At 64.4% G+C, this 25,975-nt stretch carries 22 protein-coding genes; 10 read left to right on the top strand and 12 right to left on the bottom strand.

Annotation, left to right across the window (positions count from 1 at the left end):
* Window positions 1-3: 3 nt before the first annotated feature.
* The 3 genes from K226_RS0116465 to K226_RS0116455 all read right to left on the bottom strand — a co-directional run bounded on the left by K226_RS0116465 (window position 4) and on the right by K226_RS0116455 (window position 4,179).
* Window positions 4-2,055, bottom strand: a complete 2,052-nt coding sequence (locus tag K226_RS0116465; RefSeq protein WP_024815827.1) for a DUF3488 and transglutaminase-like domain-containing protein — start codon at window positions 2,053-2,055, stop codon at window positions 4-6.
* Window positions 2,056-2,170: 115 nt separating this feature from the next.
* Window positions 2,171-3,247, bottom strand: coding sequence for a DUF58 domain-containing protein (locus K226_RS0116460; RefSeq protein ID WP_024815826.1), 1,077 nt, complete (start codon window positions 3,245-3,247; stop codon window positions 2,171-2,173).
* Window positions 3,248-3,258: 11 nt separating this feature from the next.
* Window positions 3,259-4,179: a MoxR family ATPase gene (locus tag K226_RS0116455; protein ID WP_024815825.1), complete on the bottom strand. Its 921-nt coding sequence runs from the start codon at window positions 4,177-4,179 to the stop codon at window positions 3,259-3,261.
* A 41-nt stretch (window positions 4,180-4,220) separates the two neighbouring features.
* Here K226_RS0116455 and K226_RS0116450 point away from each other — a divergent pair, with 41 nt between their 5' ends.
* The 8 genes from K226_RS0116450 to K226_RS0116415 all read left to right on the top strand — a co-directional run bounded on the left by K226_RS0116450 (window position 4,221) and on the right by K226_RS0116415 (window position 13,646).
* Window positions 4,221-5,174, top strand: a complete 954-nt coding sequence (locus K226_RS0116450; RefSeq protein WP_024815824.1) for a histone deacetylase family protein — start codon at window positions 4,221-4,223, stop codon at window positions 5,172-5,174.
* Window positions 5,175-5,192: 18 nt separating this feature from the next.
* Window positions 5,193-5,978: an enoyl-CoA hydratase gene (locus K226_RS0116445; RefSeq protein WP_024815823.1), complete on the top strand. Its 786-nt coding sequence runs from the start codon at window positions 5,193-5,195 to the stop codon at window positions 5,976-5,978.
* A 23-nt stretch (window positions 5,979-6,001) separates the two neighbouring features.
* Window positions 6,002-7,312 carry a mechanosensitive ion channel family protein gene (locus K226_RS0116440; RefSeq protein WP_035242247.1) on the top strand — a complete coding sequence of 437 codons (1,311 nt, stop codon included), beginning with the start codon at window positions 6,002-6,004 and terminating at the stop codon, window positions 7,310-7,312.
* Window positions 7,313-7,531: 219 nt separating this feature from the next.
* On the top strand, window positions 7,532-8,281 hold the full coding sequence (locus tag K226_RS0116435; protein WP_024815821.1) for an electron transfer flavoprotein subunit beta/FixA family protein: 750 nt from the start codon (window positions 7,532-7,534) through the stop codon (window positions 8,279-8,281).
* A 152-nt stretch (window positions 8,282-8,433) separates the two neighbouring features.
* A complete protein-coding gene (locus K226_RS0116430; RefSeq protein ID WP_024815820.1) occupies window positions 8,434-9,366 on the top strand; it encodes an electron transfer flavoprotein subunit alpha/FixB family protein in 933 nt (310 codons plus the stop codon).
* A gap of 73 nt (window positions 9,367-9,439) precedes the next feature.
* Window positions 9,440-11,230 carry an acyl-CoA dehydrogenase gene (locus K226_RS0116425; RefSeq protein ID WP_024815819.1) on the top strand — a complete coding sequence of 597 codons (1,791 nt, stop codon included), beginning with the start codon at window positions 9,440-9,442 and terminating at the stop codon, window positions 11,228-11,230.
* Between the two features lie 127 nt (window positions 11,231-11,357).
* Window positions 11,358-12,311 (top strand): nitronate monooxygenase family protein, encoded by a 954-nt coding sequence (locus K226_RS0116420; protein ID WP_024815818.1) that lies wholly within the window; start codon window positions 11,358-11,360, stop codon window positions 12,309-12,311.
* Window positions 12,312-12,524: 213 nt separating this feature from the next.
* The gene (locus tag K226_RS0116415; protein WP_024815817.1) at window positions 12,525-13,646 is read left to right on the top strand and encodes an acyltransferase; all 1,122 of its coding nucleotides are present in this window, start codon (window positions 12,525-12,527) and stop codon (window positions 13,644-13,646) included.
* A gap of 158 nt (window positions 13,647-13,804) precedes the next feature.
* On the opposite strand, the gene rnk is transcribed toward K226_RS0116415, so the two are convergent.
* Complete coding sequence (rnk, locus tag K226_RS0116410) at window positions 13,805-14,218, bottom strand: nucleoside diphosphate kinase regulator (RefSeq protein ID WP_024815816.1); 414 nt, start codon at window positions 14,216-14,218, stop codon at window positions 13,805-13,807.
* 132 nt (window positions 14,219-14,350) lie between these two features.
* Here rnk and K226_RS0116405 point away from each other — a divergent pair, with 132 nt between their 5' ends.
* Complete coding sequence (locus K226_RS0116405; protein ID WP_024815815.1) at window positions 14,351-15,502, top strand: PA0069 family radical SAM protein; 1,152 nt, start codon at window positions 14,351-14,353, stop codon at window positions 15,500-15,502.
* 104 nt (window positions 15,503-15,606) lie between these two features.
* Here K226_RS0116405 and K226_RS0116400 read toward each other — a convergent pair whose 3' ends face one another.
* Entirely contained in the window at window positions 15,607-16,689 is a 1,083-nt protein-coding gene (locus K226_RS0116400) for a sodium-dependent bicarbonate transport family permease (RefSeq protein ID WP_024815814.1), read from the bottom strand.
* A gap of 88 nt (window positions 16,690-16,777) precedes the next feature.
* On the opposite strand from K226_RS0116400, the gene K226_RS0116395 reads away from it, so the two are divergent.
* The gene (locus tag K226_RS0116395; RefSeq protein WP_024815813.1) at window positions 16,778-17,677 is read left to right on the top strand and encodes a LysR family transcriptional regulator; all 900 of its coding nucleotides are present in this window, start codon (window positions 16,778-16,780) and stop codon (window positions 17,675-17,677) included.
* A 103-nt stretch (window positions 17,678-17,780) separates the two neighbouring features.
* On the opposite strand, the gene K226_RS0116390 is transcribed toward K226_RS0116395, so the two are convergent.
* The 7 genes from K226_RS0116390 to sdhA all read right to left on the bottom strand — a co-directional run bounded on the left by K226_RS0116390 (window position 17,781) and on the right by sdhA (window position 25,964).
* A complete protein-coding gene (locus K226_RS0116390; RefSeq protein ID WP_024815812.1) occupies window positions 17,781-19,505 on the bottom strand; it encodes a phosphoethanolamine transferase in 1,725 nt (574 codons plus the stop codon).
* 59 nt (window positions 19,506-19,564) lie between these two features.
* Complete coding sequence (fghA, locus tag K226_RS0116385) at window positions 19,565-20,425, bottom strand: S-formylglutathione hydrolase (protein WP_024815811.1); 861 nt, start codon at window positions 20,423-20,425, stop codon at window positions 19,565-19,567.
* 58 nt (window positions 20,426-20,483) lie between these two features.
* Window positions 20,484-21,590, bottom strand: coding sequence for an S-(hydroxymethyl)glutathione dehydrogenase/class III alcohol dehydrogenase (locus K226_RS0116380; protein ID WP_024815810.1), 1,107 nt, complete (start codon window positions 21,588-21,590; stop codon window positions 20,484-20,486).
* Between the two features lie 130 nt (window positions 21,591-21,720).
* The gene (locus K226_RS0116375) at window positions 21,721-23,031 is read right to left on the bottom strand and encodes a citrate synthase (RefSeq protein ID WP_024815809.1); all 1,311 of its coding nucleotides are present in this window, start codon (window positions 23,029-23,031) and stop codon (window positions 21,721-21,723) included.
* A gap of 70 nt (window positions 23,032-23,101) precedes the next feature.
* Window positions 23,102-23,416 (bottom strand): succinate dehydrogenase assembly factor 2, encoded by a 315-nt coding sequence (locus K226_RS0116370; protein WP_024815808.1) that lies wholly within the window; start codon window positions 23,414-23,416, stop codon window positions 23,102-23,104.
* Between the two features lie 14 nt (window positions 23,417-23,430).
* Complete coding sequence (locus tag K226_RS0116365; RefSeq protein ID WP_024815807.1) at window positions 23,431-24,135, bottom strand: succinate dehydrogenase iron-sulfur subunit; 705 nt, start codon at window positions 24,133-24,135, stop codon at window positions 23,431-23,433.
* Between the two features lie 20 nt (window positions 24,136-24,155).
* Window positions 24,156-25,964, bottom strand: coding sequence for a succinate dehydrogenase flavoprotein subunit (gene sdhA / locus K226_RS0116360; RefSeq protein ID WP_024815806.1), 1,809 nt, complete (start codon window positions 25,962-25,964; stop codon window positions 24,156-24,158).
* Window positions 25,965-25,975: the final 11 nt, after the last annotated feature.

The raw sequence follows: 25,975 nt of genomic DNA, 5'->3' as shown, positions 1-25,975 counted from the left end.
GGCTCATCGGCGCGCGGCGGCGGCGGGCCAGGAAAGGGTTCGGAACTCGCGGCGCAGGGCGCCGAGTTGGTGGGCAGGGTGGGCGGCATAGCGCAGTTGCTCCAGCCGCAGTAGCCAGTTGGCCACGCCCTGCGCGGAATCGCCAAATTGTGCCTGCACCCGCTCGGCCATGGCGCGGGGAGGCAGGGTGTCGGGCAGGGGCAACCCGCTTTTGGCCAGGCGCTGGCGGGCGCGGGCCAGCAGGCGCAGCCAGGGGTCGTGCTGGCTGCGCTCCCACAGTGTCCAGCCGGCACCGCCCAGCGCGGCCAGCCCCACCAGCGCGCCCAGCACGGTGGTGAGGTCTTGCCAGCTGGGCGATTCAAACCCCAGCGCCTTCAACAGGTCGAGCTGGCGGCTTTGCGTGTAGTTCAGCACCCACTGGTTCCAGCCGTTGTTCACGGCCTCCCACATGGCGCGCAGGTTCTGCGCCATGCCGGGGCTCATCACGGTGCCCATGGCGGTGGCCAGGGCGCTGCGCGGCGCCTGCAGGCGCTCAAAGGCGCCGGTGCGCCCGGGCGCCACCGCGCTGGTGGGGTCCACGCGCACCCAGCCGCGCCCGGCCATCCACACTTCGGTCCAGGCATGGGCGTCGCTTTGGCGCACGGTCCAGTAGCCGTCCACGGTGTTGCGATCGCCGCCCTGGTAGCCGGTGACGATGCGTGCGGGCACGTCCATGGCGCGCATCAGCACCACAAAGGCCGAGGCAATGTGCTCGCAAAAACCTTCCTTGCGGTCAAACCAGAACTCGTCCGCCGTGTGCTGGCCGTACACGCCGGGCTCTAGGGTGTAGCGGTAGCCGCCGGTGCGCAGGCGCGTGAGCGCAGCCTCGACCAGCGCGGGCGTGGCGTCACGGGTCGGGTCGGGGGGGATGCGCGGGTTGCTGCGCAGCTCCTGGGCCAGCGCCAGCGTGCGGGGGTTGAAGCCAGGGGGCAGCTCGGTGTAGGCGCGCAGTGCGGGGGTGGCGGTGTCGGGCCCGTGGCGAAACTGCGGGTAGCTTGTCGCCTGGTAGCGCGTCACGTCGGTGATCGGGCGGCTGGTGAGCCACTGCAGGTCATCCGTCATGAAGGCGCCCATGCCAGCCACGCTGGGCTTGTCACGCACGGCGTCCAGCACCAGCAGCCAGGGGCGCTTGTGGGGCTCCAGCGTCACTTCGTAGCGCAGGGGCGCGCCCTCCACTTGCAGCTGGGCGGGGCTGTTGGGGCGCTCCAGCGCGCGGTTGCCCGCGCGGTACGACAAGGGGTGCCACTCGCTGCCATCAAAGGTGGCAAACACCGGGCCCCGAAAATACAGGTCGCTCTGCGGCGGCGGGGCACCGCCGGGGGTGTCGAAGCGCACGCGCATTGCCACGCTGTCGTCCAGCGCCAGCTCGGCGATGTTGCCCACCTTCATCACCCCCGACAGCCCGCTGCGCCCGGCCATGGTGTCGCTGGGCATGCCCCACAGCGGGGCCATGCGCGGAAACAGCAAAAACAGCGCCGCCATGATGGGCGCCCCCAGCAGTGCCATGGTGCCGGCCAGGCGAAACGCATGCGCCAGCGGCGGGCGCCCCACCGGCATGTGGGCGTTGACCAGCGCCGTAAGCAGCCCCAGCAGCGCCACCAGCATGGCCACGGCCGTGGGCAGCGACTGCGAGAAAAAGAAGTTGCTGAGCATCGTGAAGAAGCCCAGGAAGAACACCACCATGGCATCGCGCCGCGCGCGCACTTCCAGCGTCTTGAGCGCCAGCAGCATCACGATGAGCGTGACACCCGCATCGCGTCCCAGAATGGTCTGGTGGGTGAACAGGGTGCCGGCCACGGCCACCGCCAGCAACCCGGCCACGGCCCAGCGCCCCGGCAGTTGCCGGCCGTTCCAGGCCAGCCAGCCGCGCCACAGCAGCACGGCACCCGCCATCAGGCTGGCCCAGGCGGGCAGGTGGGCCACCTGCGGCGCCATCACCCAGGCAATCACAACGAGCAGGAACAGCGTGTCCCGCGTGTCGCGTGGCAACGTGGCAAGGGTCTGGCGCAGGGTCATGGTGTGAGGCGCAGCGCCCGCACACAGGGCGGGAATTTGCTATTAAATAAGGAGCCGTCAGCGCTTGATGGATAAGCGCTACAGGCTATTTTTGTGCATATTTCTGGAATGGGGCTCAGCACAGTGCCAATGCCTCCAGGCAGCGCTGGCGGTGGGCCGCGCCGGTGTCCGGGGCCAGCTCCAGCGCCGGCAGACGCAGGCCATAGTCGATGCCCAGGCGGTCGGCCTGCAGCACCCAGGCTGTCAGGCGCGAGATGCGGGCTTCATGGTCGGGCAGGGCGGCATGGGCCAGGTCCAGCCACAGCTCGTGGCGCTGGGCCTGCTGCGCGTCGCGGCTGACGAGGTCGTCCGTGCCCGTGGCCAGCGATTTGGCGGCTTTCTTCCAGACCACCAGCTTGAGCGGGTCGCCACGCCGGTAGGCGCGTACGCCGTCGAACTCGCCAATGCCCTGGGTGCTGGCGCTGCCCGTGCCGCTGGCACGCGGCTCACCGGGCGGAAGCGGCGGCGCGGGCACTTCGGGAGCGGGGTACACCAGCACCTGCGCGGCGGGGCGCCAGTAGGTCCAGACGCGAAAGGTGCCCAGCGGAAAGCGGGTTTCGGCCATCAGGGTGGGCACCCGGTGCAGGCCCCGGCGCTCGGGGCGAAACGCCACCTGCACGCTGGCGCTGCCCTGCGCGGGCACGTCGGTCAGTGCCCAGTCGTGGCCGGCCTTGCCATGGCCGTGCACAGACAGCGCAATGCCGTGCCGCGGCGTGTTCCGGTCGCTGAAAAGCTGCACTTCAAACGCCGTGCTGCCGCCCAGAAAGTGGGGCTCGGGCGCTTTGAGGTGCAGCGTGATGCCGCGCAGCGTGGCATGGCTCAGGTGCATGCCCACCACCGCGCTGCCCGCCAGCAAAAAGGTCAGCAGATAGCCCAGGTTGAGCTGGAAATTGATGGACGCAATGAGCAATACAACCAGCGTCAATGCCAGCATCCAGCCGGCGCCGGTGGGCAGGATGTACACGTTGCGCTGCGTCAGCACCAGGGTGTCGGACAGCGGCAGGCGTGCTTGCCACCAGCGCTGAAAACGCCCGCGCGCAAAGGCCAGCGGGCTCAGCGCGGCCAGGCGCGAGGGCGTTGCGCCGCGTGGCGGTGCAGCGGTCGCGGGGGCATTGGCGGGGGCGACGGATGCGGGGGCGGCGGCGGGCGGCATGGCTTGCAGGGTCAGGGCAGGGGAACCGAATCGGCCATGGCGCGCACCTGTTCCACCGCGCCACGCCGCGCGTCGCCCACGGGCACCAGGCGGTGCGCGATGGTCTGCGGCAGCACGGCCTGCACATCGTCGGGGGCCACGTAGTCGCGCCCGCTGATCAGCGCCTGCGCCTTGGCCGCGCGCACCAGCGCAATGCCGGCACGCGGCGACAGTCCCTGCAAAAACCAGCGGCCGGTGCGGGTGGCGGCAATCAGGTCCTGCACATAGTTAAGCAGCGGCTCGGCGGTGTGCACGGCCAGCACCTGGCGCTGCAGTTGCGCCAGCTCGTCCTGCGACAGCAGGGGCAGCAGGCTGTCCACGAGGTCGCGCCGGTCGCCACCCGCCAGCAGCAGGCGCTCGGCAGCGCGGTCGGGGTAACCGATGGAGATGCGCATCAAAAAGCGGTCGAGCTGCGATTCGGGCAAGGCAAAGGTGCCCAGCTGGTCGTGCGGGTTCTGCGTGGCGATCACGAAAAACGGGTGCGGTAGGGCGCGGGTTTCGCCCTCCACCGACACCTGTTTTTCTTCCATGGCTTCGAGCAGTGCGCTTTGCGTTTTGGGGCTGGCGCGGTTGATTTCGTCGGCCAGCAGCACCTGGGCAAACACCGGGCCGGGGTGGAACACGAAAGACTCCTTGCCCCGTTCGTACACCGACACGCCCGTGAGGTCGCTGGGCATCAGGTCGGCGGTGAACTGCACGCGCGAGAACTGCAGGCCAAACGTGCGCGCCAGCGCGTGGGCCAGCGTGGTCTTGCCCACGCCTGGCACGTCCTCGATCAGCAGATGCCCGCCGGCCAGCAGGCAGGCCACGCAGTCCTGGACCTGGACACTTTTGCCCACGATCACCGTGTTAAGCTGATCCAAAAGAGATTTGATTTTTAGCTGTGCATGCATGGCGTCACGTTATCCGAAAAAAGAGACACGGGGATTTCACTGTGAGCAAAACAGGCTATTTCACCCACCCGGACTGCCGCAAACACGAAATGGGGCCCGGCCATCCGGAATGCCCCGAGCGGCTGGACGCCATCGAAGACCGCTTGCTGATCACCGGCGTGGCCGATGCCCTGGAGCGCTACGAAGCCCCTGAGGCCTCGCTGGCCGACATCGAACTGGCGCACGACCGGCTGCACGTGGCGGCCATGCGCGGCCTGTCCGATCTGCTCAACGAAGAACTGCTGGCGGGTGGCCCCGCCTACTCGCAGCTCGATACCGACACCTCGATCAATGCCCACACCTGGCGTGCGGCACTGCGCTCGGCAGGTGCGGCCCTTGCCGCCACCGACGCGGTGATGGCTGGCGAGATCTCCAACGCGTTTTGCGCGGTTCGCCCGCCCGGTCACCATGCCTGCCACAACAAGGCCATGGGGTTTTGCTTTTTCAACAACGTGGCCGTGGCGGCCAAATATGCGCTGCAGCGCTACAACCTGCAGCGTGTGGCGGTGGTGGACTTTGATGTGCACCACGGCAATGGCACCGAAGACATCCTGGCCAGCGAGCCGCGTGCGCTCATGGTGAGCATTTACCAGCACCCGTTCTATCCCTACAGCGGCGACCAGAATCCGGCGCCCAACATGGTCAACGTGCCGGTGCCCGCTTACACGCGCGGCATGGACATCCGCGAGATGATCGAGATGATGTGGATTCCGCGCCTGGAGGCCTTCAAGCCCGAGATGATCTTCATCAGCGCGGGCTTTGATGGTCACCGCGAGGACGACATGGGGCAGCTGGGCATGGTGGAGGCCGACTACGCCTGGATCACCCACCGCATCATGGACATCGCCCGGCGCTACTCCAAGGGCCGCATTGTGTCGTGCCTGGAGGGCGGTTACGTGATGGGCCCCCTGGCGCGCAGCGTGGAAGCCCATGTGCGTGTGTTGGCGGACCTGTAATTTTTGAAGAAACCCCTTATGACTTCTGCCGCTACACCGCTGTCAGTCGCGCGCGACGCGCGCGGCGTGGTGACCCTCACCCTGAACGACCCTGCCCGCTTCAATGCGCTGGGCTCTGAAATGCTGACTGCGCTGCAACAGGCGCTGGACGCTGTTGCCCACGATGACAGTGCGCGCGTGGTGGTGCTGGCTGCCGAGGGCAAGGCGTTTTGCGCCGGGCACAACCTCAAGGACATGGCGGCGCACCCCGAGCTGGCCTGGTACCAGCAGCTGTTTTCGCAGTGCAGCCGCATGATGCTGAGCATCCACAAGCTGCCGGTGCCGGTGATCGCACGGGTGCAGGGCATGGCCACCGCGGCCGGTTGTCAGCTGGTGGCGCAGTGCGACCTGGCATTTGCGTCCGACAACGCCAGCTTTGCCACCAGCGGCATCCACTACGGGCTTTTCTGCGCTACGCCCAGCGTGCCGCTGGTGCGCAATGTGCCGGCCAAGCGCGCCATGGAAATGCTGCTCACCGGCGACTTTATCGACGCTCCCACCGCGCTGGCGCAAGGCCTTGTGAACCGGGTCGTGGCGCCCGATGCGCTGGACGCCGAAGTCGAGAAGCTCGTGCAATCCATTGTGCAAAAGCCCCGCGCGGCTATTGCCATGGGCAAGGCGCTGGTCTATCAGCAGCGTGAACTGGGCCTGGATGCGGCCTACCAGCTGGCCGGCCAGACCATGGCCGCCAACATGATGGACGGGGCGGCGCAAGAAGGAGCGCGGGCCTTTGCCGAAAAGCGCGCTCCTGCCTGGAAGGTTTGAACCCCGTGCAGTTTTCTTCGCCGATGTTTGACGACGTGCAGCAGTGGTTTCGGGCATTTGCACAGCCCACGGTTCTGGTGGAGCTTGGCACGCTGGCCGTGTGTGTGGCGCTGGCCTGGCTCATGGTGTCTGCCGTGCGCCGCGCGGTGCACCGCAACGAGCCGCGCTCCATCCTGTTTGGCCGCAAGGTGGTGGATGGCGTGCTGTTCCCCCTGACCTTGCTGGGCCTGGTTTATGTGGCGCGTGCGGTGGTGGTGCAGTGGGTGCCGTTGGCGGCGTTCAAGCTTGTGATTCCGGTGCTGATCTCGCTGGTGGTGATCCGCGTGGGGGTCAAAGTGCTGCAGGCCGCGTTCCCTCAGGCTGCCTGGGTGCGCCCCATCGAGCGCAGCATCTCCTGGCTGGCCTGGCTGGCCATGGTGCTGTGGGTTACGGGCCTGTTGCCGCTGGTGCTGCAGCAACTTGACGAAATCACCTGGAAGGTGGGCGCGTCCACGCTGTCGGTGCGCACCATGATCGAAGGTGTCGTGACGGCCTGCGCCGTGCTGATCGTGACCTTGTGGATATCGTCGGCCATCGAAACGCGCCTGTTGCGCTCGGTCACGGGCAGCGAGCTGTCGGTCCGCAAGGCGTTCAGCAATGCCGCGCGTGCCCTGCTGATGTTTCTGGGTTTGATCCTGGCCTTGTCCACCGTGGGTATCGACCTCACGGCCCTGTCGGTGCTGGGTGGCGCTATAGGCGTGGGCATCGGCTTTGGCCTGCAGAAGCTGGCGGCCAACTATGTGAGCGGCTTTGTCATTTTGGCCGAGCGCAGCGTGCGCATTGGCGACAACGTCCGGGTGGACGGTTTCGAGGGCCGGATCACCGACATCACCGGGCGCTACACGTTGATCCGGTCGGGGGTTGGGCGCGAATCCATCGTGCCCAACGAGATGCTGATCACGCAGCGGGTAGAAAACCTCTCACTGGCCGACCCGCGTGTGTGGATGTCCACCGTGGTCAGTGTGGGCTATGACAGTGATGTGGACCTCGTTATTCGTTTGCTGGGCGAGTCGGCACTGGTCAACCCGCGCGTGTTGCGCGACCCGGGGCCTGCGGTGGCTTTGTCGGCCTTTGGCGCGGACGGGCTGGAATTCACCGTTGGTTTCTGGATAACCGACCCAGAAAACGGGGTGCTGGGTTTGCGTTCGGACATCAACCTCGCCATCCTCGCGGCGCTGCGCGCCCATCAGATTGAAATTCCTTACCCACAGCGCGTGGTGCACCTCCAGCGGCCGGAGTCGCCCGCTGGTGTCGAGGAGACCCGCGCTTCGCCAGGCGCTGCAGCCATTGCCTGATCTCGAAGCTTGGCAACTATCCGGGTTGACCCGCTTCGACCCGCAAGTGACAGCATGGGGTGGACATAGGGATCGTGCACTGGCCTATAATCCATAAAAAGCACGATCGTTCTTTTTATGACTCTTTGTATCGCGGGTAGCAGCGTTATTCGTTGCAGTGCGGCATAAAATGTTTTGTTTACGTAAACGTCAATTTAACCAACTCTAGGAGCCGCAGCAATGAAGGTCTTGGTCCCTGTCAAACGCGTGGTGGACTACAACGTGAAAGTCCGCGTCAAATCGGACGGCAGCGGTGTGGACACAGCCAACGTCAAGATGAGCATGAACCCCTTTGACGAAATCGCCGTTGAAGAAGCCGTGCGCCTGAAAGAAAAAGGCCTGGTGACCGAAGTCATCGCGGTGAGCTGCGGCGTGGCCCAGTGCCAGGAAACCCTGCGCACCGCCATGGCCATTGGTGCCGACCGCGCCATCCTGGTGGAAACCGACGCCGACCTGCAGCCGCTGGCCGTGGCCAAGCTCTTGAAAGCGCTGATCGACAAGGAACAGCCATCGCTCGTGATCCTGGGCAAACAAGCCATCGACGACGACGCCAACCAGACCGGCCAGATGCTCGCTGCCCTGGCCGACCTGCCCCAGGCCACGTTCGCCAGCAAAGTCGAACTCTCGGCGGACAGCGTCAGCGTCACCCGCGAAGTCGACGGCGGCCTGGAAACCCTGGCATTGAGCCTGCCTGCCGTCATCACCACCGACCTGCGCCTGAACGAGCCCCGCTACGTCACCTTGCCCAACATCATGAAGGCCAAGAAAAAGCAGCTGGACACCATGAAGCCCGAAGACCTCGGCGTGGACGTGGCCCCGCGCCTCAAAACCCTGAAGGTCAGCGAGCCTGCCAAACGCGGCGCCGGCATCAAGGTGGCTGATGTGACTGCCCTGGTCGACAAACTCAAGAACGAAGCAAAAGTGATTTGACCCCCCTGAGTCGCTTTGCGCCTTCCCCCCAAGGGGGACGACACCCTCGGTGCGGGGCGGCCCTTCCTCGGTGTCCCGCGCATCGGCCCCGGTTGATCGAAGACCGCGGTTGATGCCGACACCCTCCAAGATTCAAGAGAAAGACGACTGTCATGACAACTCTCGTTATTGCTGAACACGACAACGCCACCATCAAAGGCGCCACCCTCAACACCGTCACCGCCGCTGTGGCCTGTGGTGGGGATGTGCACGTGCTGGTGGCCGGCCACAACGCAGCCGCCGCCGCACAGGCAGCCGCCCAGATCACCGGCGTTGCCAAAGTCATCCACGCCGACGCCCCTGGTCTCGAACACGGCCTGGCAGAAAACGTTGCCGCGCAAGTGCTGGCCATCGCATCCAACTACAGCCACATCCTGTTCCCGGCCACCGCCAGCGGCAAGAACGTGGCCCCCCGCGTGGCCGCCAAGCTCGACGTGGCCCAGATCAGCGACATCACCAAAGTGGTGAGCCAAGACACCTTCGAGCGCCCCATCTACGCCGGCAACGCCATTGCCACCGTGCAAAGCGCAGACAGCGTCAAGATCATCACCGTGCGCACCACCGGCTTTGACGCCGCCGCCGCCACGGGAGGCACCGCACCAGTGGAAACCGCCGCTGCCACAGCAGACGACGGCAAGAGCAAGTTCATGGGCAGCGAAATCGCCAAGAGCGACCGGCCCGAACTCACCGCCGCCAAGATCATCGTCTCCGGCGGCCGCGCCCTGGGCAGCAAGGAAAAGTTCGACGAAGTCATGACCCCGCTGGCCGACAAGCTCGGTGCAGCTCTGGGCGCCAGCCGCGCTGCAGTGGACGCGGGCTACGCGCCCAACGACTGGCAAGTGGGCCAGACCGGCAAGATCGTGGCGCCGCAGCTGTACATCGCAGCGGGCATCTCGGGCGCTATCCAGCACCTGGCGGGCATGAAGGACTCCAAGGTGATCGTGGCGATCAACAAGGACCCCGAGGCGCCGATCTTCAGCGTGGCCGACTATGGGCTGGAGGCAGACCTGTTTGCGGCCGTGCCGGAACTGGTCAAGGCGTTGTAACGCCTTCTGGCCCGCAAAAAGGCATCGCAAGCGATGCCTTTTTTTTGACATTGACATCCCCCGGAGAAACCCCATGAGCTACACCGCCCCCGTCAAGGACATGCTGTTCAACATGCAGCACCTTGCCAATATTGAACAAATCGCACAAATCCCCGGCTTCGAGGATGCCGGCCTGGACACGGCAGCTGCCGTGCTGGAAGAGTGCGCCAAGTTCACCGAGGGCGTGCTGGCTCCACTGAACTTCGAGGGCGACAAGAACCCGTCTTCGTGGAAGGACGGCGTGGTCACGGCCACCCCGGGCTTCAAGGACGCCTTCCGCCAGCTCACCGAGGGCGGCTGGCAGGGCCTGCAGCACCCTGCCGACTTTGGCGGCCAGGGTCTACCCAAGACCATTGGCGCGGCCTGCACGGAGATGCTCAACAGCGCCAACATGAGCTTTGCCCTGTGCCCGCTGCTGACCGATGGTGCCATCGAGGCGCTGCTGACCGCAGGCAGCGACGAGCTCAAGGCGATCTACCTCGAAAAGCTCATCTCGGGCCAGTGGACCGGCACCATGAACCTGACCGAGCCCCAGGCTGGGTCGGACCTGGCGCTGGTGCGCACCAAGGCCGACCCGCAGCCCGATGGCACGTACAAGATTTTCGGCACCAAGATCTACATCACCTGGGGTGAGCACGACATGGCCGAGAACATCGTGCACCTCGTGCTGGCCCGCGTGGCGGGAGCGCCCGAGGGCGTCAAGGGCATCAGCCTGTTTGTCGTGCCCAAGTTCCTCGTCAACAAGGACGGCAGCCTGGGTGCGCGCAACGACGCGCACTGCGTCAGCATCGAGCACAAGATGGGCATCAAGGCCAGCCCCACGGCGGTGCTGCAGTTTGGCGACCATGGCGGTGCCGTGGGCTACCTTGTGGGCCAGGAAAACCGTGGCCTCGAATACATGTTCATCATGATGAACGCCGCGCGCTTTGGCGTGGGAGTCCAGGGCATTGCGATTGCCGAACGCGCCTACCAGAAGGCCGTGGGCTACGCCAAGGACCGCGTGCAGAGCCGCCCCGTAGACGGCAGCATGAACGCCAGCGCCGCCATCATTCACCACCCGGATGTGCGCCGCATGCTCATGACCATGCGCGCCTACACCGAGGGTTGCCGCGCCATGGCCAGCACGGCCGCTGCCGCCTACGACGCCGCGCACCACCACCCCGATGCCCAGGTGCGCAAGGACAATGCCACGTTCTATGAATTCATGGTGCCGCTGGTCAAGGGCTACAGCACCGAGATGAGCCTGGAAGTCACCAGCCTGGGCGTGCAGGTGCACGGCGGCATGGGCTTTATTGAAGAAACGGGTGCGGCGCAGTACTACCGCGATGCCAAGATTTTGACCATCTACGAAGGCACCACCGCCATCCAGGCCAATGACCTGGTGGGCCGCAAAACGGCGCGCGACGGCGGCCAGTCGGCCCGCGCCATCGCCGCGCAGATTGAAAAGACCGAAGGCGAACTGCTGGCCAGCGGCACCCCCGCAGCCAACGCGGTGGCACGCCGGCTGGCGGCGGCGCGCCAGGCCTTCCTGGATGTGGTGAACTTCGTTGCCGGTGGCGCCAAGTCCAGCCCCAACGCCGTTTTTGCGGGCAGCGTGCCTTACCTCATGCTCGCCGGCAACCTGGTGGCGGGCTGGCAGCTGGCGCGCAGCCTGCTGGTGGCCGAGGCACTGTTGCCCAAGGGACAGGACGCAGCCTTCCTGCGCGCAAAAATCACCACGGCGCAGTTCTATGCCGAGCACATCCTGGTCAAGGCGCCAGGCCTGCGCGACAGCATCGTTGAAGGCGCCGACAGCGTGACCGATCTGGCGCTGGAAGCCTTCTGAAGCTTGCCTGCCATGTGACGCACCCCGGATACACGGGGGCTGTTTGATATAAAAATGATAGCTGCAAGCGCTTATTCAATAAGCGCTAGAGGCACATTTGATTCATATTTTTCGGAAAGTTGTTGCCATGTCCAAACTGCCTCCCGTGTTGCAGAACCTGTCACTGCCTGTGATCGCATCTCCGCTATTCATCATCAGCAACCCCAAGCTCGTGATCGAGCAGTGCAAGGCGGGCGTGGTGGGTTCGATGCCCGCGCTCAACGCCCGCCCCGCCGAGCTGCTGGACGAATGGCTGGCTGAAATCACCGAAACCCTGGCGGCCTACAACAAAGCCAACCCAGACAAGCCCGCTGCGCCCTTTGCCATCAACCAGATCGTGCACAAGAGCAACGACCGGCTGGAGCACGACATGCAGGTCTGCGCCAAATACAAGGTGCCGATCATCATCACGTCCCTGGGCGCACGCGAAGACGTGAACCAGGCCGTGCACGCCTGGGGCGGCATCGTGCTGCACGACATCATCAACAACAAGTTTGCGCACAAGGCCATCGAAAAGGGCGCCGATGGCCTGATCGCCGTGGCCGCGGGCGCAGGCGGCCATGCGGGCGTGAAGAGCCCGTTTGCGCTGATTCAGGAGATTCGCCAGTGGTTCGACGGCCCGGTGGCGCTGAGCGGCTCCATCGCCAGCGGCGATGCCGTGCTGGCGGCCCAGGCCATGGGCGCGGACTTTGGCTACATCGGCTCGGCCTTCATTGCCACGCACGAGGCGCGCGCCTCCGATGCCTACAAGCAGGCCATCGTGGACGGCAATTCGGACGACATCGTCTACAGCAACCTTTTCACCGGCGTGCACGGCAACTACCTGGCGCCGTCGATCCGCGCAGCCGGCATGGACCCGGACAATCTGCCCGAGTCCGACCCCAGCAAGATGAATTTTGGTGGTGACGCGAAAAAGGCCTGGAAGGACATCTGGGGCTGCGGCCAGGGCATCGGCGCGATCAATGCGGTGACCAGCACGGCAGAGCTGGTGGACAAGCTGCGCGGCGAATACCAAGCCGCGCGAGCGCGGTTGAAGCTGTAATTCTGGATATTTTGGGGCTCTAGCGCTTGACAGCATTGCGTTGATAGCTATTGAATTAATAGCTTCGCAAGCGTGCTGAATCAGGTGCCCCTGCGCAGCGCGAGGGCCTCTCGTGCCGCAGAACACACCCGTTTTGTTGTCCAGCCCCCAGACACCAAAAGTTGGATGGCCCCGCCTGCGGGTCGGCATCACGCCATCGTTTCATTGGTTCGCATGACTTCTCCCCAATCCCGCACGCCGCTGATCGACATGGTCAAGGGCGTTGCCTGCGCCACCATCGTGTGGCACCACCTGGCTTTTTACGGCCCCATGTCGGATATCGCGCAGCCGCTGGCGCCGGGGTTGATGGCCTGGCTTTACGACTACGGGCGCATGGCCGTGCAGGTGTTTCTGGTGTTGGGTGGCTATCTGGCGGCGGCCAGTCTGGCACCGCAGGGACTTGCCCGTTTTGACAGCGCCAGGCAGCAGATCACACGGCGGTTTGTGCGGCTGGTGGTGCCGTATTCCGTGGCCCTGCTGCTGGCCGTGTTAGTGGCTGCGCTGGTGGGCAGCTGGATGGATCATCCCTCGGTGCCCGGTGCGCCCGACCTGGGCCAGCTGGTGGCCAATGCGCTGCTGCTTCAGGACATCGTGGGCGAAGAGGCCTTGTCGGCGGGGGTGTGGTATGTCGCCATCGACTTCCAGCTTTTTGCCGGCTCTGTGCTGTTGCTCGCGCTGGTGCGGGCCATGTGTGGCGAGGGGCGCGTGCGCCACGCTGCCTGGCTGGGGCGTGCGCTGGTGGTGGTGGGCGCGGCGATGTCGCTGCTGGTGTTCAACCGCGAGCCGCAGCTTGACATGTGGGCCCTGTATTTCTTTGGGGCCTATGGGCTCGGCATGATGGCTTGCTGGGCCGTGCAGGCCCCGCGTGCGGGCGGGTGGATGGCCACCATCACCCTGCTGGGCATCGCTGCCCTGGCGCTGGACTTCAGGGCGCGCATTGCCGTGGCGCTGGTGACGGCACTGGCCCTGGCGTGGGCACTGCGCTCACCCCGCTGGCGGCAGTGGCAGGGGTTTGCGCCCCTGGTGCGGCTTGGTCAGATGTCGTATTCGGTTTTTCTGGTGCATTTTCCGGTGTGCCTGCTGGTCAATGCGGTGGTCAGCCATGTCTGGCCGCAATCGCCCGAATGGAATGCGCTGGGCATGCTGGCCGCGTTTGCCCTGTCGCTGTTGGCAGGGAAGCAGCTGTACGCGCGTGTGGAACGCCACGTACCGACCTGGACCACGGCGCTGCGCTGGCAGGCCGGGCTGGTGGGCACCGGCATGCTGGTGGCCGTGACGACCAACCTGATCGCCTGATCATTTGATCACTTGATCACTCGGGCCTTCCTGTCGATTCTTCTTGGGGGTGCGGTGCCGCCTGGCTGACAGGCGCTGTGAGAAGGCGAGCACTGGTCACGAGGCCCACACAACTTGTCGATGGCCATGCCTCACACAAGTGCGGTGGCTCGTGCCGGTCAGCGGTGCAGCTCGCCCGCGCTTTCGGGTTGGTAGACGATGCTTTTCACCCGCACCGTCATCGACTTGCCGCCCGGGCCAGGCCATGCCAGTTCATCGCCCACCGCCAGGCCCAGCAAGGCGCTGCCCACGGGCGCAAAAATCGAGATGCGGTCGGCGCTGCCGTCCATGTCGCGCGGGTACACCAGCGTCAGGCAGAACTCCTTGCCGGTTTCCTCGATCGTGAACTGCACGGTGGAATTCATGGTCACCACATTGGGCGGAATCTCCTCGGGCGCCACCACGTCGGCGCGGTCCAGCTCTGCCTGCAGGTCGGCCTTGCCCGGAAAGACGCTGGCAGGAATCGCCGCCAGCAGTGCTTCAATGCGGTCCAGGTCCAGGGAGGACAGGGTGATCTGGGGTGTGCGCGCCATGGCGTGTACCTCGAAAGCTAGTTGTAAAGGGCGGGACTGTAGTGGATCGTGAATCTCGCACTGTGCCGCGTGGTCAAAGCGGTGGGCGAGGTTTTCGCGGAAATGCTTTAAAAACTGTATATTCATACAGTTATGAAAAGCGATGCTGATCCCGCTGATTCGCCCGGCGGCTCGCCGCCCGAAGCGCGCATTCCCATCCACGCCATTCGCGGCCGGGGTGCCGTCACGGCCATGCCGCACCGGTTTGCAAAGGACTCGCGCACGGTGGTGGACGATGGCTGGGATTTTCCTTGGGATGGCGAGGCGCAGGCCACGTCGCAGCCCACCCGGGTGCACCGGGAAACCGCCCGCAGCGCGCTGTGCGCCAACGATTCCCCCGACATCTTCTTTGAGCACTCGGTAAACCCCTACCGCGGTTGCGAGCATGGCTGTGTCTATTGCTATGCCCGCCCCACGCACAGCTATCTGAACCTGTCGCCGGGGCTCGATTTCGAGACGCAGATTATTGCCAAGCACAACATCGGCGAGGTGTTGCGCGCCGAACTGGCGCGCCCCGGCCATGTGCCGCGCACGCTGAACGTCGGCTCGGCCACCGATTGCTACCAGCCGGTGGAGCGCGAGTTACGCCTCACGCGGGGCGTGATCGAGGTGCTGCGTGATGCGCGGCATCCGTTTTCGCTCATCACCAAAAGCAGCGGGGTGGAGCGCGACCTCGACCTGCTGGCGCCACTGGCGGCGCAGCGCCTGGCGGCGGTGTATGTGACCATCACCACGCTCGATGCCGCGCTGGCCCGCCGCATGGAGCCGCGCGCAGCCGCGCCGCACCGGCGCCTGCGCACCATCCGTGCGCTGGCCGATGCGGGCGTGCCCGTGGGTGTGAGCGTGGCGCCGCAGATCCCTTTCATCACCGAAGACATGGAGCAGGTGCTGGCAGCCGCACACGATGCCGGTGCGCGCAGCGCTTTCTACACAGTCATCCGGCTGCCCTGGGAGCTGGATGCGCTGTTTCGCGAGTGGCTGGCGCTGCATTACCCCGACCGCGCCGCGCGTGTGATGGCGCGCATCCAGGACCTGCACCAGCTGGGCCCCGCGGCCCGCGCCGCAGGCAAGACCTACGACAGCAGCTATGTGTCGCGCATGAAAGGGGCCGGCCTGTGGGCCGATCTGTTGCGCCAGCGGTTTGCCACCACCTGCCGCCGGCTGGGGCTGAACCGCGAGCGGGTGGAGCTGGACCTCACCCAGTTCAGACCCGGGCTGGCGCAAGGGCAGGGGAGTTTGTTTTAGGCTGCGGCGTCGCGCCTGGGCACGATTGATCTAGAGGCGCAATCAACGCGCAGAGGCAGGCATTGGCTGCAAAGAGTGACCGGGCAGGGTGCGCATTGCCGGCCTCAACCCACCCAGGCCCACTGCACCACCTGCGTGTAAAGCGGAATACCCAGCACGATGTTCAATGGAAACGTCACCCCCAGTGACAGGCTCACATACAGCGATGGTTGCGCTTCGGGGATGGCATAGCGCACCACTGCAGGCACGGCGATGTAGGAGGCGCTGGCGGCCAGCACCATCAAGAGCGTTGCATCGCCCGCAGGCACCTGCAGCCACCACGCCAGCACCAGCGCCAGGCTGGCGTGCACCAGTGGTCCCACGACGGCATACGCCAGCAGCCAGGGCGACTGATGGCGCACCGCAGGCAGGCTGCGCGCGGTGTTCAGCCCCATGTCCAGCAAAAACAGGCACAACATGCCTTTGAACAGGTCCCCCGAAAAAGGCTGCATTGCGGCCTTGCCCTCGTCGCCCGTCACCAGGCCAATCACCATCGCACCCAGAAGCAGCAGTTGCGTGCCATCGGTAAACGACTCGTGAAGGATCTTGCCCACCGAAAGGTTTGGGGCTGGCGATGCCGCTGCGACCGCACTGCCATGGCCCATGCTGTGACCGCCCGGCGCACCTGCGCCCGCAGAGACCATTGCCATCACCGGCTGCCCGCGGTGTGCGGGCACCGTGCCGGTCGATGCCGTGGCTTGATGCTGGCGCAACGCATTGGCCAGCATCACCGCCAAAATAATCGCGGGCGACTCCATCAATGCCATGGCGGCCGCCATGTAGCCGCCGTAGGCAATGTGCTGCGAATCCAGGTACTGCGTGGCCGTCACAAACGTCACCGCACTCACCGACCCGTACGTGGCCGCCACCGCCGCGGCGTTAAAGCCCGAAACCACCCGCCGCAGCAGCACGTAGCCCACCAGCGGCACTACCACCGCCAGCAGCACCGCAAGGCCCAGGCTGCTGGCCACGCTGGGCGTGAGCCCCGATGCCGCCAGCGCAAAACCGCCCTTGAGCCCCAGCGCCATCAGCAGGTAGATCGACAAGAACTTGGAGATTGCTGCAGGCATCTCCAGGTTCGATCGGACCAGGCCCGCAAACACCCCCAGGGCAAAAAACAAGATCGCAGGGTCCAGCAAGCTTTGCATCAGATAACTCCTTGTGGGGTTGGATGCTAGTTGCGCGACACTGCAAAGTAAAATCGATTCGAATGCGGTTATCTATAGATAAAAATCTATGAACATCACTTTTCGTCAACTGCGCCTGTTTCTGGCGCTGGCCGAGACGGGCAGCGTCAGTGCCGCAGCCAGGGTCATGCATGTCACGCAGCCCACGGCCTCCATGCAGCTGCGCGAGGTGACCCAGGCCGTGGGCCTGCCGCTGTATGAAGTGGTATCGCGCCGCGTGCACCTCACCGAGGCGGGCCAGGCACTGGCCCGCACTGCACGTGCCATTGCGGGCGAGTGGGATGCGTTCGAGCAGCTCGTGTCGGGCGCCAAAGGCCTCACCAGCGGGCGCCTCAAGGTTGCCGTGGTCAGCACCGCCAAATACTTTGTGCCCCGCCTGCTGGGCAGCTTTTGCAAGCTGCACCCGCAGATCGACATATCTCTCGAAGTGCTCAACCGCGACCACGTCATCACCCGCCTGCGCAGCAACCTGGACGACCTCTATGTCATGTCCAGGCCGCCAGAAGACCTGCTGCTGGAAGACCAGATCCTCATGCCCAACCCGCTGGTCGTCATTGTCCCCGCCGGCCACAGGCTGGCGGCCAAAAAGCGCGTCAATATGGCGCAGCTGCAGGGCGAGCGCCTCCTCCTGCGAGAAAAGGGCTCTGGCACCCGCATGGCGACCGACGCCCATCTGCGCCAACTGGGCTTTGTTCCCACCGCCGTGCTGGAGCTGGGCAGCAACGAGGCCATCAAAGAATCGGTCGAGGGGCAGCTGGGCGTGTCCATCCTCTCGCGCCACGCGCTGGGCGCCCACCACGACGGGCTGGCAGTTCTTGACGTGCAGGGCTTTCCCATCCAGTCGCACTGGCACCTGGTCTGGCCCAAGGGCAAGCAGCTGTCACCGATTGCAGAGGTGTTTCGGGGACATCTGGTCGGTGAGGCGAAAGGATGGCTGGGGGTGCGGTAAGCGGGGCGAAGGGATTCGAAAGGATAGGCAGTTGTTTTGGTGAATTTCTTGAGGCCAGAATGCGCTCAATAAGAGCGATCAATTGGGCCTGGCCTTTGCCGTTTCACCCGGCCAACGGACCGGTTGGCTGTTGCCTGCATCCGGCAAACATATCCAGCGCCGGGCTGTAGGCCCCGGTCTGCACATCCATCAGGCCCAAAACCGAATGAAAGTAGTTGTCGTGCGTGACGCGCCGTTGGGCTAGGTCCTGCTGCAGGCAGCCGGTGGTCACATGGGTGCGCGCCTGCATCGCGGGTGACAGCCAGGTGATCCAGGGCACATGCTTTTGCACATCGGGCGCGATGGAATAGGGCAGGCCATGCAGGTAGATGTTGTTCTCGCCCAGCGATTCCCCATGATCTGCTACATAAATCATAGCTGTTTGCGCTTTATCTGATTGGTCTGAGAGCCAATTGAGCACTGAATCGAGAAACTGGTCGGTCTGCACGATGCTGTTGTCATAGGCGTTCACCACCTGTTCTTGCGTGCATTCCTGCAGGTTGGTAGAGGTGCATTCGGGCTGGAACTGCTTCAGGGCCGGGGCCGAGCGTTTGAAGTAGGCGGGGCCGTGGCTGCCCATCTCGTGCAGCACGACCACGGTGCCGCGGCGGCGCTGTTCGGCGGGCAGTTCGGCCAGGCGCTGGTCCAGGTCCTTGAGCATGATGGGGTCGAGGCACTCTCCGCCAGGGCACAGCACCGGGTCTTGCAGTGCCGTGGTGCGCACTTCGCCGATGCGTTCGCACACGCCCTTGCAGCCAGCCTGGTTATCCACCCACAGCACGGCCAGGCCCGCGTGGTGCAGCACGTCGATCAGGCTTTCGTAGTTGGCCTTGCGCGATTCGAAGCCGTCGCGACCCAGGTGCGAAAACATGCAGGGCACCGACGCGGCCGTGCTGGTGCCGCACGACCAGGCGTTGCGCGCCGTGGCCAGGTCGGTGCGGGCCGACAGCAGGGGTGTGGTGGGCCGCTCATAGCCGTTGAGCCCGAAATTCACGCTGCGCCCGGTTTCACCCAGCACCAGCACCAAGAGGGGTGGCTTTTGCTGGCCCGCATAGCTGGCGCCCAGCTGGGCGTCGCGGCCCAGGGGCATGAGGGTGTTGGTGTCCAGCCGCAGCGGCTTGGTGGCGATGTTGCCCAGCGCGTACACGCTGTTGAGCGGGTTGATCAGGTAGCGCAGCCGGGTGTGGTTGCGCATGGTGGAGGCGAAATCCTGGAACACCAGCAGCAGGCAGACCACGATGACAACGACAGAGCCCACCAGCAGCATGCCGTTGTGGGCCATGTGCCGAAAAGCTGGTATCTGGCGCACCGGGCGGCGGTACAGCCACAGCAGCGGCGGGGCCGTGAGCGCCAGCACCGTAGACACCATGCGCCAGTTCAGCAGATCACCGGCCTCTTTCACATCGGTCTGCATGACGTTGACCAGCATGCTTGCGTCGATGGCAATGCCGTAGGCCAGCATGAAATAGGCCCCGAAAGCGGCCAGCAGCAGCATCACGGTGATGGCGGGTTTGAGCGTCCAGCGCCAGGCCAACACGCTCAGCAAGGCGGCATTGCCTGCCGCCACGATGACCGCAAACGCCAGCGCAAAGCCCCAGCCGCGCAGCGTGCCCTGCCCCGGCAGGGCCGCCACCTCGCGCCACAGCGGCACATTGCAGGCGGTGGCCAGCCAGGCGCTGGCCAGCACAACCACCCACGCGGGGTGCATGGCACGGGAGGCTTGAGGGGGGTGGGCAACGGCACCAGGGCCGAATGCGAAACGCTGCATGCGCTGCAATAACAATGGCATGACCCATTGTTTGCAGCGCTGCTTAAGTGAACATTAATGTTCAGAACCGGTTGGTGGCCTCAGGCCAGCGCGCTGGCGTGGTGCTGCAGATGGTCCGCCATGAAGGACTGGATGAAATAGTAGCCGTGGTCATAACCCGCGCGCCTGCGCAGCGTGAGCGGCTGCCCCGCCTGGGCGCAGGCGCTCTCAAACAGGTGCGGGTGCAGCTGCGTGGCAAGAAACTGGTCGGCCAGGCCCTGGTCGATCAGGATGCCCTGGGGATAGGGTGCATTGCCTTGCTGGCCCATCAGCACACTCGCATCATGTGCGCCCCAGGTGCTTTCATCCTGGCCCAGATACCCGGTGAAGGCGTTGTGGCCCCACGGGCACTGGGTGGGGGCACAAATGGGCGCAAAAGCCGAGACGCTGCGGAACACGCCGGGGTGCCGTAAGGCGAGCGTGAGCGCACCGTGGCCGCCCATTGAATGCCCGAACAGGCCCAGGCGCTGGGCGTCGAGCGAAAACTGAGCCGTCACGTCGGGCAGCAACTCTTTGATGAGGTAGCTTTCCATGCACCAGTGGCCTGCCCATGGCGACTCGGTGGCGTCCAGATAGAAGCCGGCACCCACGCCGAACTCCCAGTGGTTGCTTTCACCCAGAATGCCTGCGCCGCGCGGGCTGGTGTCGGGAGTGAGGATGGCCAGACCCAGCTGTGCCGCCAGGCGCTGGGCACCGGCCTTGATGGCAAAGGTTTCCTCCGTGCACGTCAGGCCGGCCAGGAAGGTCAGCAACGGCACCTGCTGCCCGGCCAGAGCCTGGGGCGGCAAATACAGGCCAAAGCGCATGGACAGGCCGATTTCGGACGAGCTGTGCTTGTAAAAGCGTTGCACGCCGCCAAAGCAGGCGTGTTCGCTGGTCAGTTCAAGGGCGGTGAATGTCATGAATGTCAAGTTTGATAGCTGCTAGCGCTTATGGATAAAGCGCTAGAGGCCAATTTCATCAATAAATAACCACGCCGCGGATCGACTCGCCGCGCTTCATCAGGTCAAAGCCCTTGTTGATGTCTTCCAGCGGCATGGTGTGGGTGATCAGGTCGTCGATGTTGATCTTGCCCTCCATGTACCAGTCCACGATTTTTGGCACATCGGTGCGACCGCGCGCGCCACCGAAGGCCGAGCCTTCCCACTTGCGGCCGGTGACCAGCTGGAACGGGCGGGTGCTGATCTCGGCACCGGCCTCGGCCACGCCGATGATGATGCTGCGGCCCCAGCCCTTGTGCGTGCATTCGAGCGCCTGGCGCATCACGGTGGTGTTGCCGATGCATTCAAAGCTGTAGTCTGCGCCGCCGTCGGTGAGTTGCACGATGGCATCCACCACGTTCTCCACCTCTTTCGGGTTGATGAAGTGCGTCATGCCGAACTTGCGCGCCATCTCCTGGCGTGCAGGGTTGATGTCCACGCCGATGATCTTGTCGGCGCCCACCATCTTGGCGCCCTGGATCACGTTCAGGCCAATGCCGCCCAGGCCGAACACCACCACGTTGGCGCCCGCTTCGACCTTGGCGGTGAAGATCACCGCGCCAATGCCGGTGGTGACGCCGCAGCCGATGTAGCAGACCTTGTCAAAAGGTGCATCCTCGCGGATCTTGGCCAGCGAGATCTCGGGTGCCACGGTGTAGTTGCTGAACGTGCTGGTGCCCATGTAGTGAAAAATGGGCTTGCCATCCAGGCTGAATCGGCTGGTGGCATCGGGCATCAGCCCCTTGCCCTGCGTGCCGCGAATCAACTGGCACAGGTTGGTCTTGCGCGAGAGGCAAAACTTGCACTGGCGGCATTCGGGGGTGTAGAGCGGAATGACATGGTCGCCCTTCTTGAGCGTGGTGACGCCCGGCCCCACGTCCACCACGATGCCCGCGCCTTCATGGCCCAGGATGGCCGGGAAGATGCCTTCGGGGTCGGCACCCGAAAGCGTGTAGTAATCGGTGTGGCAGATGCCGGTGGCCTTGATCTCGACCAGCACTTCTCCAAACCGGGGGCCTTCAAGGTCCACGGTTTCAATGGTCAGGGGTTGGCCTGCTTGCCAGGCGACGGCGGCTTTTGTTTTCATGGGAGGACTCGTTGGACGGTGACAGGGGTGACCACTATACGAGGGCGCGAAGCCGAACCGGCGCACCACAAAAAAAGCCCGCCGGGGTGCGGCGGGCTTTCGTGGGTCGGCGGGCGGGGCCCGTCAACTATTAGCGCTTGGCGATGGGCTGCACATCACGGCGCTCGGAGCCGGTGAACAGCTGGCGTGGGCGGCCGATCTTGTACTCGGGATCGCTGATCATTTCGTTGAGCTGAGCGATCCAGCCAACGGTGCGGGCCAGTGCGAAGATGCCGGTGAACAGGTTCACTGGAATGCCCATGGCGCGCTGGACGATGCCGGAGTAGAAGTCCACGTTCGGGTACAGCTTTCGCGACACGAAGTAGTCGTCTTCCAGGGCGATTTTTTCCAGTTCCTTGGCCAGCTTGAACAGCGGGTCGTTTTCCAGGCCCAACTCTTTGAGCACTTCGTTGCAGGTTTCCTGCATGAGCTTGGCGCGCGGGTCGTAGTTCTTGTAGACGCGGTGGCCAAAACCCATCAGCTTCACGCCGGAGTTCTTGTCCTTGACCTTCTCCATGAACTCGCCCACCTTCGAAACGCCGCCCTGGCGCTGGATGTCTTCCAGCATGTTCAGGCAGGCTTCGTTGGCGCCACCGTGTGCGGGGCCCCACAGGCAGGCCACACCGGCTGCAATGGCAGCAAACGGGTTGGTGCCCGACGAGCCGCACAGGCGAACCGTGGAAGTGGAGGCGTTTTGCTCGTGGTCAGCATGCAGGATGAAGATGCGATCCAGGGCGCGCTCGAGCACCGGGTTGACCACGTAGTCTTCGCAAGGCGTGCCGAACATCATGCGCAGGAAGTTGCCCGCGTAGCTCAGGTCATTGCGCGGGTACATGTAAGGCTCGCCCTTGCCGTACTTGTAGGCCATGGCGACCAGCGTGGGCATTTTGGCAATCAGGCGGATCGCGGCGACTTCGCGGTGCTGCGGATTGTTGATGTCGGTGCTGTCGTGGTAGAAGGCCGACAGCGCGCCCACCAGGCCCGTGAGCACAGCCATGGGGTGTGCATCGCGGCGGAAGCCACGCAGGAAGAACTGCATCTGCTCGTTGACCATGGTGTGGTTGGTCACGCGGCTGGTGAAGTCTTTCTTCTGCGTTTCGTTGGGCAGGTTTCCGTACAGCAGCAGATGGCAAGTTTCGAGGAAGTCGCAGTTCACGGCCAGCTGCTCGATGGGGTAGCCGCGGTACAGCAGCTCGCCCTTGTCGCCATCAATGTAGGTGATGGCAGACTGGCACGACGCAGTGGACAGGAAACCCGGATCGTAGGTGAACATGCCGGTCTGCGCATACAGCTTGCGGATGTCGATAACGTCAGGGCCAATGCTGCCCTGGTATACCGGCATATCCACGCTGGGGCTGCCGTCACTGAACGACAGGGTGGCTTTGTTGTCAGCTAGCTTCATTGTTACTTTCCTTTGGGTTTCCGATGATCCGGTCTGGGGGTATCGATTAAGTGCCAAGGCACTACGGGCACTAGTGCGCGGCTGTGCTGCCACCTTGGCGCAGCATGCCCAGCACTTCGTGCACTTCTGGTGTGTCCAGCGGGGCCTGGGGCTCGCGGCGACGCAGCAACAGGTCCAGCAGGTCGTTGTCCGCCAGGTCCATCAGGGCCATCAGGCCGTCGGCATGGCGTTGGGTGAGCTCGGGCTCAAAGCGGGTGAAAAACTGCTCGATGAACAGATCGTTCTCCAGCAGTCCTCTTCTGCAGCGCCAGTGCAGCTTGCTCAGTGCGCGCTCGTCCAGCAGCGGCGAGGCCGCATTGCTGGCGATGGTGGAAGTTTCACCCATGGCTTGAACTCGCTTCAGATGGCGCGACGCACCATCAGTTCCTTGATCTTGCCAATGGCCTTCGTGGGGTTCAAGCCCTTGGGGCACACGTCCACGCAGTTCATGATGGTGTGGCAGCGGAACAGGCGGTAGGGGTCTTCGAGGTTATCGAGGCGCGCGCCCGTTGCATCGTCACGGCTGTCAGCGATGAAACGGTAGGCCTGCAGCAGACCCGCCGGGCCCACGAACTTGTCGGGGTTCCACCAGAAGCTGGGGCAGGATGTGGAGCAGCTGGCGCACAGGATGCACTCGTACAGGCCGTTGAGCTCTTCGCGCTCTTCGGGCGACTGCAGGCGCTCGCGGTCCGGTGCCAGTTCTTCGTTGATCAGGTAGGGCTTGATCGAGTTGTATTGCTTGAAGAACTGTGTCATGTCCACGATCAGGTCGCGGATCACGGGCAGGCCCGGCAGCGGCTTGAGCACGATGGTGCCCTTGAGCGTGTTCATGTTGGTCAGGCACGCCAGGCCGTTCTTGCCATTGATGTTCATGGCATCCGAACCGCAAACGCCTTCACGGCAGGAGCGGCGGAACGACAGCGTGGGGTCCTGTTCCTTGAGCTTGATCAGTGCGTCCAGCAACATGCGCTCGTGGCCATCGAGCTCGATCTCGATGGTCTGCATGTAGGGCTTGGCATCCTTGTCCGGATCGTAGCGGTAGATTTGGAATGTGCGTTTTTGCATGTTTCTTCTCTCGTGACGATTTAGAACGTACGGACCTTCGGAGGAACGCTGTCCACCGTCAAAGGCTTGAGGTTGACCGGCTTGTAGTCCAGGCGGCTGCCTTCGCTGTACCACAGGGTGTGCTTGAGCCACTCCTTGTCGTTGCGACCCAGCGGGAATTCGGCGTGGTCAGCGGGGTGCTCGTAGTCGTACACGGTGTGGGCGCCACGGCATTCCTTGCGGGCGGCGGCCGACACCATGGTCGCCTGGGCCACTTCGATCAGGTTGTCCACTTCCAGCGCCTCGATGCGTGCGGTGTTGAACACCTTGGACTTGTCCTTGAGCGTGACGCCCGCCACACGGTTGCGCAGCTCGGCGATCTTCTTGACGCCCTCGTCCATGCTGGCCTGGGTGCGGAACACACCGGCGTGCTGCTGCATCGTGGTACGGATGTCGCCAGCCAGGTTTTGCGCGTAGATGCCGTCGCTGGACTTGTCGAGCTGGTTCAGGCGCTCCAGGGTGCGGTCGGCCGCATCCTTGGGCAGGGGCTTGTGCTCCTTGTTCTTGTTGTTGAACTCGACGATGTGGCGGCCGGCGGCCTTGCCAAACACCAGCAGGTCCAGCAGCGAGTTGGTGCCCAGGCGGTTGGCGCCGTGCACGCTCACGCAGGCGCATTCGCCCACGGCGTACAGGCCGTTCACCACAGCGTTGTTGATGCCGTTGGCCTGGGTGATCACCTGTCCATTGATATTGGTGGGCACGCCACCCATCTGGTAGTGGATGGTGGGCACCACGGGAATGTCTTCCTTGGTGATGTCCACGTTGGCGAAGTTGACGCCAATTTCATACACCGACGGCAGGCGCTTGTGGATGGTGTCGGCGCCCAGGTGGCTGAGCTTGAGCATGACGTAGTCCTTGTTCGGACCACAGCCACGGCCTTCCTTGATTTCCTGGTCCATCGAACGCGACACGAAGTCGCGAGGTGCCAGGTCTTTCAGGGTAGGCGCGTAGCGCTCCATGAAACGCTCGCCATTGCTGTTGAGCAAAATGGCGCCTTCGCCGCGGCAGCCTTCGGTCAGCAGCACACCGGCACCGGCCACGCCGGTGGGGTGGAACTGCCAGAACTCCATGTCCTGCAGCGCAATGCCCGCGCGCGCCGCCATGCCCAGGCCGTCACCGGTGTTGATGAAGGCGTTGGTGGATGCGGCAAAGATGCGGCCGGCGCCACCCGTGGCCAGCAGCACGGTCTTGGCTTCCAGGATGTACAGGTCGCCGGTTTCCATCTCCAGCGCGGTCACGCCCACCACGTCGCCGTCGGCGTCGCGGATCAGGTCCAGGGCCATCCACTCCACGAAGAAGTTGGTCTTGGCCTTGACGTTCTGCTGGTACAGCGTGTGCAGCATGGCGTGGCCAGTGCGGTCGGCTGCGGCGCAGGCACGCTGCACGGGCTTTTCGCCGTAGTTGGCGGTGTGGCCGCCAAACGGGCGCTGGTAGATGGTGCCGTCAGGGTTGCGGTCGAACGGCATGCCGAAGTGTTCGAGCTCGTACACCACCTTGGGTGCTTCACGGCACATGAACTCGATGGCGTCCTGGTCGCCCAGCCAGTCAGAGCCCTTGATGGTGTCGTAGAAGTGGTAGTGCCAGTTGTCCTCGGACATGTTGCCCAGCGAGGCCGAAACGCCGCCTTGTGCCGCCACGGTGTGGCTGCGGGTGGGAAACACCTTGGACAGCGAGGCCACATTAAGGCCTGCGCGGGAGAGTTCAAGCGCGGCGCGCATGCCGGAGCCGCCGGCGCCAATGATGACGACGTCGAACTTGCGCTTGGTGATGTTAGCGTTGGTGTAGCTCATTATTTGCCTTC

Origin of the sequence: Acidovorax sp. JHL-3, from assembly GCF_000526295.1 — a bacterium.
Taxonomy (GTDB): domain Bacteria; phylum Pseudomonadota; class Gammaproteobacteria; order Burkholderiales; family Burkholderiaceae_C; genus Acidovorax; species Acidovorax defluvii.
The sequence above is the reverse complement of the archived record's forward strand: the minus strand, read 5'-3'. Positions and strand labels throughout refer to the sequence as shown.